This window comes from Bathymodiolus platifrons methanotrophic gill symbiont (assembly GCF_002189065.1).
In the GTDB taxonomy this organism is placed as follows: Bacteria; Pseudomonadota; Gammaproteobacteria; order Methylococcales; family Methylomonadaceae; genus Methyloprofundus.
Genome location: NZ_BDMN01000232.1, coordinates 1 through 9775, shown reverse-complemented (window position 1 = coordinate 9775; position 9775 = coordinate 1). Strand labels below are relative to the sequence as shown.

10 protein-coding genes are annotated in these 9775 nt (G+C 37.6%); 7 read left to right on the top strand and 3 right to left on the bottom strand.

Features of this window, described 5'->3' with window-relative positions; genetic code table 11:
* The 3 genes from CDZ78_RS22700 to CDZ78_RS13225 form a co-directional block, all read left to right on the top strand.
* Positions 1-195 (top strand): hypothetical protein (locus CDZ78_RS22700; protein ID WP_211200768.1); only part of this gene is annotated, 195 nt, incomplete at its 5' end.
* A 952-nt stretch (positions 196-1147) separates the two neighbouring features.
* Positions 1148-3988: a hypothetical protein gene (locus CDZ78_RS13230; protein WP_087870431.1), complete on the top strand. Its 2841-nt coding sequence runs from the start codon at positions 1148-1150 to the stop codon at positions 3986-3988.
* Positions 3976-4434: a hypothetical protein gene (locus CDZ78_RS13225; protein WP_087870430.1), complete on the top strand. Its 459-nt coding sequence runs from the start codon at positions 3976-3978 to the stop codon at positions 4432-4434. The genes CDZ78_RS13230 and CDZ78_RS13225 overlap by 13 nt, the downstream gene beginning before the upstream one ends.
* Before the next feature lie 649 nt (positions 4435-5083).
* On the opposite strand, the gene CDZ78_RS22070 is transcribed toward CDZ78_RS13225, so the two are convergent.
* From CDZ78_RS22070 to CDZ78_RS13210, 3 genes are all read right to left on the bottom strand, one after another.
* Positions 5084-5224 carry a hypothetical protein gene (locus CDZ78_RS22070; protein ID WP_167374300.1) on the bottom strand — a complete coding sequence of 47 codons (141 nt, stop codon included), beginning with the start codon at positions 5222-5224 and terminating at the stop codon, positions 5084-5086.
* Positions 5225-5353: 129 nt separating this feature from the next.
* Positions 5354-6199, bottom strand: a complete 846-nt coding sequence (locus CDZ78_RS13215) for an HNH endonuclease (protein ID WP_087870428.1) — start codon at positions 6197-6199, stop codon at positions 5354-5356.
* Positions 6200-6201: 2 nt separating this feature from the next.
* Positions 6202-7698 carry an AAA family ATPase gene (locus CDZ78_RS13210; protein ID WP_087870432.1) on the bottom strand — a complete coding sequence of 499 codons (1497 nt, stop codon included), beginning with the start codon at positions 7696-7698 and terminating at the stop codon, positions 6202-6204.
* 869 nt (positions 7699-8567) lie between these two features.
* Here CDZ78_RS13210 and CDZ78_RS13205 point away from each other — a divergent pair.
* From CDZ78_RS13205 to CDZ78_RS13195, 4 genes are read left to right on the top strand one after another with little or no spacing between them, the layout of a single operon-like run.
* Positions 8568-8798, top strand: a complete 231-nt coding sequence (locus tag CDZ78_RS13205; RefSeq protein WP_087870427.1) for a DUF2188 domain-containing protein — start codon at positions 8568-8570, stop codon at positions 8796-8798.
* 16 nt (positions 8799-8814) lie between these two features.
* Positions 8815-9012 carry a hypothetical protein gene (locus tag CDZ78_RS23210; protein ID WP_244559250.1) on the top strand — a complete coding sequence of 66 codons (198 nt, stop codon included), beginning with the start codon at positions 8815-8817 and terminating at the stop codon, positions 9010-9012.
* A gap of 40 nt (positions 9013-9052) precedes the next feature.
* A complete protein-coding gene (locus CDZ78_RS23205; RefSeq protein WP_230988329.1) occupies positions 9053-9244 on the top strand; it encodes a TIR domain-containing protein in 192 nt (63 codons plus the stop codon).
* Positions 9241-9678, top strand: coding sequence for a RipA family octameric membrane protein (locus CDZ78_RS13195; protein ID WP_087870426.1), 438 nt, complete (start codon positions 9241-9243; stop codon positions 9676-9678). The genes CDZ78_RS23205 and CDZ78_RS13195 overlap by 4 nt, the downstream gene beginning before the upstream one ends.
* The last annotated feature ends 97 nt before the right edge of the window (positions 9679-9775 follow it).

Below are 9775 nucleotides of genomic sequence, written 5' to 3'. Positions count from 1 at the left end.
CAGGCGCGCCATGCTACCTCACAACATTCTGGGACTCCTGTCACCAACATTCATTCGCCTACGCAGCGAATGGGAGATGCCCTGGTCGCCCTGCGTCCGTCTCAACTACGCACAAAACCCTGCTCCGTTAAGACTACCTCAAATGGCTGGACGGCTATTCGGAATGCAATTCTTGCCTCCCTCGCGCGCTACTAGCGCACTTCGGATCAGCGAATTGCCCTGTCGCCTACCAGGGACTAAAAATCTTCACTCCGCTTAGGCTCCGTTTCCCTGATTTTAAGCGATGGAAGAAAGAGGGGTAATAGGGTGATTTTGTTTTTTTGCGACAGAACCCTTAAAATTCACATGACCTTTATATGGAGGGAAGTATGACTGGATGGCATGTAACATCAAACGATATAAAAATCTGGACTGAAACTAATAAACGCAGAGCAGAAGAAACTCTCCCATTATTAGTTAAAATAACTAATTTTAGCTTCTTGCGAACCAAAGGAAATAAATTTCTCATCTGGCGATGCTATTGCTATTGGAGGGTGGGATGGAACTATTGACGTTGCCGAAGCAACTCAGTTCATACCAGCAGGAAAGTCTGGATGGGAGATTGGTACTAATAAAAACGTAAAAGGAAAGGCTTCGGGGAGTCGCTATTTTTGCGAAAGCTTGTTTTGGGCATCCCAGCCCAAGCAAGCAGCAAAAACTTAACGCGACCACTTATGCCTCCGGCGGCCCCGATTCGTCCTCGTCACCTCGTCCCGACCCAACAAGGGGTCGGAACATAGGCTCCAAATGACTTGACGCCGTGTCGGATGGCCTTTTATTTTGTCTCCACCTTCGCTAACGCTCAGACTCCGACAAAATAACGGCCCTACGGCTATCGCGGACTAAAAATCATCACTTCGCTTAGGCTCCGTTTCCCTGATTTTCAGCGGATGATGATTATTCTAAACGATCAAAAAAACCAGATCCATTTAAGTTAGATGAAACAACATTTGTTTTTGTCACATCAAGATTATGGACAAAACGAGATGGTTGGGTTCGATCAAAATCATCAAATAATGAATGGAAAGATGTTAAAGGAATAAATGCTGAAACACTAGAAAATTGGCTGGAAACATGTCCAGCTGTACACCGATGGTTTGCTACATTATTGGATAAGCGATTAGACTCAACAAAGGATGTTGAACAAGCTTGGAATGAATATAAAAATCAAACTAAAGTAAATATCACATCAGATTTTCTTCTCCATAACAGGGAAAAAGAGTCTAAGGCTATTGATGAGATAGTGACTAAACAACCAGGTTCACATCTAATTAAATCAGAATCTAAAATTGAGGCATACGGGTTTATTTTAGCTTCATTTCTTGATTCTGACATTGCAAAATGTCGTTGTCTTATCATTAAAGATCAAGAATCATGGGATTGTATTACTTCGCGTAAGCAGTCATTAATATTAGTGCCACTTGGTTTTACACCTTCAGGAAAAGGAACGGCAGTTTCTAATGGGCATACTGTAATAAGTGCAATTGATGAAAAAGACATTAGGGCGGATAAAGCAGATATTTGCTTAAGTCATCAATCACGCTTAGATAGACAAGAAGGATTTAAAAAACTAGGCTTTAATGATGAAGAAATACAGTCTTTATATGACGACACAAAAGGCTACTTAGAACCACTGCTTCGTCACCCTTTACTAAAGCCTGTAGATTTTGAACACCCATATTGGCCAAATAAATTTAAATCAGAAGTCCTTTTTGCTGTGCTATTTGCTTCTGAATGGTGCGATGAGAACAAATATGATAAAGAAGCTTTAGAGATTCTATCTGGTTTGCCATATTCAGAATTTAATCAAATAATTATCAAACTGTCAAAAGAAAATGACACACCGATACGACTAGTAGGTAAGGTATGGCAGGTAATTTCAAAAGTAGATTATTGGTTGCTAATAGAGCCTAAAATAGCCGTTCCTTATTTTAAGTGTTTAGGAAAAACTATTTCAATTGTGCTGGCTGATTTAGATCCATCTTATGATTTGCCTTCCAATGAGCGATATATGGCACCAATCAAAGGAGCAGTTCCTAAATATTCTGATCTATTAAAGATAGGTCTATCAGATAGCTTGGCTTTATTGACTGCTTATTCTGATGAGTTATCCCCCCAACTAGGTGGATACAAACCCTCTGATGATATTCGTATTTGGGTCAGAGATCTTTTTGGTACCAATAAAGAGTTAAAGTTCTGGTATTCGCTTGGTAGCTGTATGCAACTAGTTGCTGAAGCAGCCCCAGAAGAATTTATATCGGCAGTCGAGGCAGCGACATCAAATAAAAATCCATATTTACTTGGATTATTTGAAGAGAAAGGCTCGGCTATTTTAGGTGGTGATTGCGATCATTTAAATTTACTTTGTTCTTTAGAACAGCTTTCTTGGAAAAAACAATATTTTGCCAAAGTGAGCTTATGTTTGGCTCGCTTAGTGGAGATAGACCCAGGCGGTCGTTGGGCTAATAGGCCTTCAAGTTCATTGGTCCATATTTATTTGGGGTGGATAAATAATACGTCTATTTCACATGAACAAAGGGTACAAGTACTTGATAAAGTATTAATCTCACAATACCCAGAAGTCACTTGGAAATTGATGCTTTCATTGTTAATAAAAAACTCCGGTGTGACCACAGGAATAAGTAAACCAAAGTATCAATATTGGTCTAAAGATATTGAACGTAGTGCCACAACTCACGATTATAATAACTATGTTGATTCAATTGAAAATCTACTGTTCAGTAAGATTGACTACGGTAAATGTTCCAGGTTATGTGATCTGATTGATAACCTTAATTCATATACTGAAACTCATCAGCAGGAACTTATTAGCAAGTTATTAGGCCAAACCGTTGACCTTATTTCTGATAAGGATAGGGATAGAATTCTTAACCAATTAAGGATAACTCTGTCTTGTCATAGAGAGCGTCCAGACTCAGAATATCCTTACTCAACTGAGCTATTGGATCAATTAGAGGAGGTTTATCATCATTTTAATTATGCGGACACAGTTAAAGCTAATGTTTTTCTATTTAACGATGATTATCCAAGGTTTATTCACCCAGTCAGTCAAGAAGAGCGTGATGATCTCGTTCAGGACAGCCGTATAAAAATCATAGAGACTCTTTATCAAGAGGGAGGTAATAATGCGTTAGAGAAATTAATATTGGCAAGCCCTTGTCCTGATATAGTTGGTTACTCTACTTATAAGTCTTCAGTTTCAACTGACGTGTTAAGTAAAGCACTCAAATGGTTAAGTGAAGATGACAAATATGTCATCTTTTCAAAAAAATATTTTTCAGTCTTAGCTCATGAGAATATGAATAGTGCAGTTGATATATTGAAGGGTAATCCATCATGGGGTGAAGATAAAAAATCACAATTTTTATTGTGTTTTCCTGTAAATAAAGAAACTCTTGCTTTAGTTGATGAATTAGATCAAGCTGGGAAATCTTTATATTGGACTCAATTACATCGTTACTTTTTAGCAGATAAAGACATAGATCTTGTAGCTATTATTGCCGCAAGATTTTTAGAAAATGAGAGGCCATTAGCTGCATTAGATACCATTTCTCATATGTTTCATAACAGTGGCGCTAGTTTATTAGATGGAAATCTAGTTGAATCCATTTTGATCAAAATAGCTATAGACCCTAAGGGTTTAAATAGCCATTCAATACAAAGTGATCAATATAAAATTTTGAATGCCATTGGACTCATTCAGAATTGTAGTGGTATAAAAGTTGAGAACATTCGACAGATTGAATGGCTTTATTTACCAATCTTTCGATTTAGGAAGGTTCAGCCATGTTATCTTTTTAAATATGTTGCTGAGAATCCAGTTTTTTTGCTCAGTTGGTCATTTGGATATATAAACGCAATGATAATGTCGAGGAGTTATCTCAAGAAAAGCAAAAACAAAGAACTGAAACAGCAATGGAATTACTAGATACACTTTCTATACTACCTGGAGTGGTTGGAGAAGATATCAATAAAGATATTTTAAATTCTTGGGTTGATGAAGCCAGAGCTATTTTTGAAGAATCAGGACTAGTAGATATTGGTGACTCTAAAATTGGAACTTATTTAGCGGGAAGTCAAGTAGGAAACGATGGCATTTGGCCTCATGAATCAGTTAGAGATGTTCTTGAAAGAATAAAAAATAAACAGATTGAAGATGGAATAATATGTGGGAAAATTAATGCTAGAGGTGTCACTTATAGAGGCCAATATGCAGGTGGCTTACAAGAAAAGGAGTTAGCATGCCGTTACAAAGAGGATGCTGAAAAAATTGATTGTATTTTTCCTAATACAGCAGGTGTTTTAAGGTCGATTGCAGAAAAATATGAAAAACAAGCAGTCATTCATGATCAGTCGGTTGAAATTGGGTATTAGAGAACATAAAAATACAAAAACTCATTCGCTGAAAATCAGGGAAACGTAGCCTAAGCGAAGTGATGATTTTTAGTCCGCGATAGCCGTAGGGCCGTTATTTTGTCGGAGTCTGAGCGTTAGCGAAGGTGGAGACAAAATAAAAGGCCATCCGACACGGCGTCAAGTCATTTGGAGCCTATGTTCCAACCCCTTGTTGGGTCGGGACGAGGTGACGAGGACGAATCGGGGCCGCCGGAGGCATAAGTGGTCGCGTTAAGTTTTTGCTGCTTGCTTGGGCTGGGATGCCCAAAACAAGCTTTCGCAAAAATAGCGACTCCCCGAAAAACCAACCCATTAGGGGGGGGATCTTTTTCTTCAAGTGTTTTTGTTTTTATCTTACCCCAGGTTAGGGTAGTTGTTACACCCGCAGGGGTAACAGCACGTTCCCGATTCGGGAGGGCTATGAAGAACAGCAAGACTTTAGTTGATGCAAACTTTTTTAACATGGGTTTTTTTACAACTTCAGTGGTTTAGTTTTTTTTAACAGCCTTTTTTAACGCTATTTGCGTAGAATCGGGGGAATTTGAAGGTGATTATTGGTGCGGATGGTGGTGTCCAATAAACACTGTCAATGCGTAACTTCTATTACAGTTGATTTTTACACAAATATTTATTTTTTGCGACAGAACCCATCGCCTGTCGTTTCTTCTTGAATGACAACCATGATGTCTATACCCAAACTACTTGAAGGTGCAGGAATTACCCCGACCGTCATTCCCGAGGGTTTTACCGGGAATCCATGTACATTCAATAGAACCCTGCTAAAAGCATGCAGGGATGACGAGATAAAATAACCTGCATCTTGATTTCGTTTGGGTATACGTATCTTTTGCGACAGAACCTCCGAACGAGCGCATTGTTATGCACACTCTGGTTATTCTTATTTTGCTTTAAAACCACCATTACAGAACCATTCATTATCCGCCATTGCTTTATACATGGCAGTTCCCCATGAATTCCTATGATTATTATTCCGCGTTTTAAAGGCATCTAATAACTGGTCACGTACATCTTCTGAGTTTGATTTTACTAAAATATTTTTTAGCTGGCATCGGATATTAGCGAGTTCAGCACCTGCCTGAGAGGTATATAATGAGCCAAGACCATAAATATTAAAATGCTGTTTTATTCGGGCATTCATTGCGTCACTCCAATCATCTACATCCTTAACAAAGAAACTAATAGAAACTGGTGGGCCCTTAACGACCTCAGCAAACAACCACTGCACAGACGTTACATCGTCATAATATGGATGTAGTGTCTGCTCTTCAGTAGTTGTCGGAACTGTACTTCGCTTCAATTTATTACAATCATAACATGCTGGAACGAGATTGAATGGAACAACAACCAATAATGGGAAACGAGCTTTTGGTAAATAGTGATCTAGTGTCGATACTGTTCTTTGTCCACAAAGTGGGCATATTCCTTGAGGTGCAGATGCTTTCAGTTTATCGTAAACAGACCGGCCAGGCGCCCCCTTCTTGGCCATGCGGTTTGTATATACAAGCACCATCTCATTTTCTGTAACTTTCTTTGCTATATTGTCATGCTCATTTAAACGGTAGAAACTCTTATCCATCCCATTACGATTAAACTCTTCTGCCGCCTTATTCACATTATCTACAACTGAGCTCAGCTTGTCTTTTAAGCTTTTGTTTGCTACATGACTAATACATGTTAAAAACACATCTTTTGGATCTTCCTCTGGTTTAACTATAACTCTCATGGCTATAGCTCTTCTTTATGTCGTTCTGCAATAAGACCACGCAATATACCCCTTGCCTCTGATCCTAAATTATTACCAAAATACTTAACAATATCTTGGAAGCTATCTTTGTTTTCAAGCGCCTCGTTTAACAATCTGTGGTACCCAGACTCAGTAACTTCAAGTCCAAATATTTCACGTGTGAGGATGCCTAAATTCTCACCAAATGTTTCTAATTCTGGTCTTTCTGCATTTGCTTCCAACCCTGTTCGACGAAGTTTCCAAACACAGTCCTTCGGCACCTCCTGAACAATAACTGGTGAATGAGTTGCGATAATTGCCACCCCATTTCTATGAGACAATAAATCTGATAAGGCTCTAACAAATGCTGATAACAACGGAGGATGAAGGTGCCCTTCCGGCTCATCGATTAACACTAGAGTTTTCTCTTCAACTTTTTCGACTAGTTTGGTTATAGTCAGTAGTACGATGCCGTGTCCTGAACTCATTTTCTTGTACATTGGCCTAGCTTCTTCTAACTTGTCAGCATCACACGAAGAGACAACATCACTAAGTGAAAGTTCTCTAAAAAGTGGATCAGACTCTAAGTTTTTTATTGCTATGTTCCAGCGTTCTAATTTACCTTGTGAAACACACGCCTTTAAGCTGTCAACAAATTCATCAGTAAGCATTTCATGACTCATTGGCGTGCCACCTCTGCTTGATGAGCGTTTTAATCCCACATATGAGTAGCGTATGCCTTTTGTTTTATCTTTTTGCTCAGGATAGGGCTCAAATGGATCAAATGCACTAAAGGCGACAGAAACAACACCAGCGAATAAGTCCTCATTATTCTGTTCTCCCCAGGGATTTTGTGAATCTGAAAAATTACTATCCGATTTAATGGATCCAGTTTTTTCATCTGGAACAAGTGCTTTTACCATTTCGCTTAGTAAATGCGTTTTTCCTACTCCATTACGACCAATCAACACATGAATATTCGTAGGAGGATTCGACTCAGGATCTACAGAGAATTTAAGATCTAGTCCTGCTGTTTTTTCCCCTTGCGGCATATTATATTGAAAATCATAATTTGTTAGTACGGAGCCACCTTCCAAAAGTCTTTTAAACTGTCCATTTATCGAAGATATGCTTATATCCCGCAACAAAGACGTTTTTGTTACTTCTTCTTTTATCGCTCTTTCTAATAAGTCTTGATTCTGCACGACATCATTTAGCTGAATAAGAACTTCTTTCTTAATTCCGTCATTAAGCTTATTAATGTTTTGATAGTATTCAGAACTTTGTCCAAGCGAGAAATATTTATCCTCAAGCTGACGAAAATTTGGGAATTCTGTTTTGGTACCGGACTTTTGACCAAAACAGCCTATTTTTATACGACCAATGTCGTGCTTAACACCTTTATCGTCAAAAACTGTGAGAGCATATGAAGTCGTAAAACCGAAATCATCCCAATTATTATCTACTAAATAGGCAACCAACCGTTCTTCATATGGCATCTGGGTTGAACTGGAAATATGCTTGAACTGTAGTTTCATGTATCAGATTCTCTTTTTGTCCATATTCTGCCCAATATTGGATTATTATTTATTTCCAGCTCCCTTCAATACCTTCGCCAATTTTAATTTAAGCCAAAAATGACAATCTTACACCCATATAAATCAATCGCTTATATGCTATAAAATTCATAAAAATGAGTGTATTTTTATTTTGGCGAAGGTATTGACTAAGATGAAATATATAGTATAGATTTAGGAGTCAAAAATCAATAAATGCACATTACAATAGTGGAAAGTCCAAGTACCATATGACATTCAGGAAAATAATAACTTGAAAAATAGCACCATTTTTAGTTGAACATGAGGCTCTTCTTTGGCTGAAATTTAATCTTATGATCGTAGGTAATAGGGTGATTTTGTTTTTTTTGCGACAGACCCCTAGATTGGGATATTTTCGCGGATAGTGGAGTTAAATAAACAAGTGTTATCTATACACCATCAGCAGCACCAATAATCACCTTCATTTTGCCCTGATTCTACGCAAACAGCGTTAATAAACGCTGTTAAAAAACTAAAGGGCTGAAATTGTTAATAAATCCCTTGTTAATAAACTGATTTGGGTCTTGTGATCTCTATCTTAGTAAATTCTAGGGGTAATAGTTAGATTCCATTTTGCCACCATTTTAGAAACAATGAAAAAGGGCTGTCTTCAACTATGGCATCTTTCTTTTACAATTTTTATTTTCCCTTTAGCTGTAAAATAAAACCTATTAAAATCACATATATATAGTGTTTTATCCCTTGAATTTCTATGGTTAATCCCCATTTTGATAATAATGTTGGTTTTCTACAAAAATGGATTCATAAAGATGTCAAAAAAAAGCACTCATGTAGTATCAAATAGTAAAGATGGCGGATGGGATATAGAGCAAAGTGGTGCTCAACGATCATCTGGGCACTTTGATACCAAACAAGAAGCTGTTAATCGCGCTCGTGAAATTAGCCAAAACCAAAAAACTGAACTTGTTATTCATAACAAAGATGGAAAAATTGGCCCTAAAGATAGTCATGGTAATGATCCATTTCCACCTAAAGGCTAGATAGGAGAATTAATTTATGAGCACTAAACAAATACATGTATTTATAAGCCATTCTTGGGCTTATTCAGAGCATTATGATCGTCTATCTGAATGGATATTTAAAGATTGGAGACTTGGACAAGCATCTCTAGTTTTTTGTGATTTCTCTGTACCTAAAAACGACCCAATACATAATGCTAATAATGACCTACAATTAAAAAATGCTATATTATGATAAGATCTACCGGTCTCACGTGGTTATTATACCGACAGGTATGTACGCTCATCATAGTAAGTGGATAAAGAAAGAAATAGAAGGTGCGAATGAGTTTCGTAAGCCAATTTTGGCTGTTAACCCACATGGGCAGGAGAGGAGAGCTGGGGTTGTTTTAGATAACGCTGATGAATTTGTCGGATGGAATGAACAACCTCTAATTAATGCAATATGGAAGTTGTATAACCAATGAATGACATGCAAAATATAGTCGAAATTTATGGTGTCTATGTACAAACTATTACAGCCAATGAACAAAGGAGACAGGCTTTATCTGCCTTCTATTTATCCGTAGTGGCCGCCGGTATCGCGCTTTTAGCATCCGAAAAGGAAATCGAATATTTGGCAATTGCTGTTCCTATTTCTATAGTTTCGTTAGTATGGTTTTCAACAATTCAATACTTTAGAAATTTAGCAAAAGCGAAGTTTAAAGTAATTGCTGAATTAGAAGATTGTTTTGAAATAAAACCTTTTGCTCATGAGCTGGGCTACTACAAACTAGAGAAAGGCAAATGCACAATAGGGCTAACTCACCTCGAATTAATAATTCCTAGTGTACTTTTTGTCGCTTCATCAATATTTATAGTGTACAGAATTATTAGTCTGTTTCCATTTTGCCACTCATAAACTGCAAACGACCCTTTGCCGTTTATTAGCATGTCAAATATGAGAATATCAGGCAAATTTTGAAAGCATACATCCTTTCAAAATCTAGTATTTACCG

Coding starts and splice junctions, on each gene's coding strand:
- CDZ78_RS23205 (WP_230988329.1), top strand. CDS start 9,053: ATGTACGCTCATCATAGTAAGTGGATAAAGAAAGAAATAGAAGGTGCG.
- CDZ78_RS13205 (WP_087870427.1), top strand. CDS start 8,568: ATGTCAAAAAAAAGCACTCATGTAGTATCAAATAGTAAAGATGGCGGA.
- CDZ78_RS13215 (WP_087870428.1), bottom strand. CDS start 6,199: ATGAGAGTTATAGTTAAACCAGAGGAAGATCCAAAAGATGTGTTTTTA.
- CDZ78_RS13210 (WP_087870432.1), bottom strand. CDS start 7,698: ATGCCATATGAAGAACGGTTGGTTGCCTATTTAGTAGATAATAATTGG.
- CDZ78_RS23210 (WP_244559250.1), top strand. CDS start 8,815: ATGAGCACTAAACAAATACATGTATTTATAAGCCATTCTTGGGCTTAT.
- CDZ78_RS13225 (WP_087870430.1), top strand. CDS start 3,976: ATGGAATTACTAGATACACTTTCTATACTACCTGGAGTGGTTGGAGAA.
- CDZ78_RS13195 (WP_087870426.1), top strand. CDS start 9,241: ATGAATGACATGCAAAATATAGTCGAAATTTATGGTGTCTATGTACAA.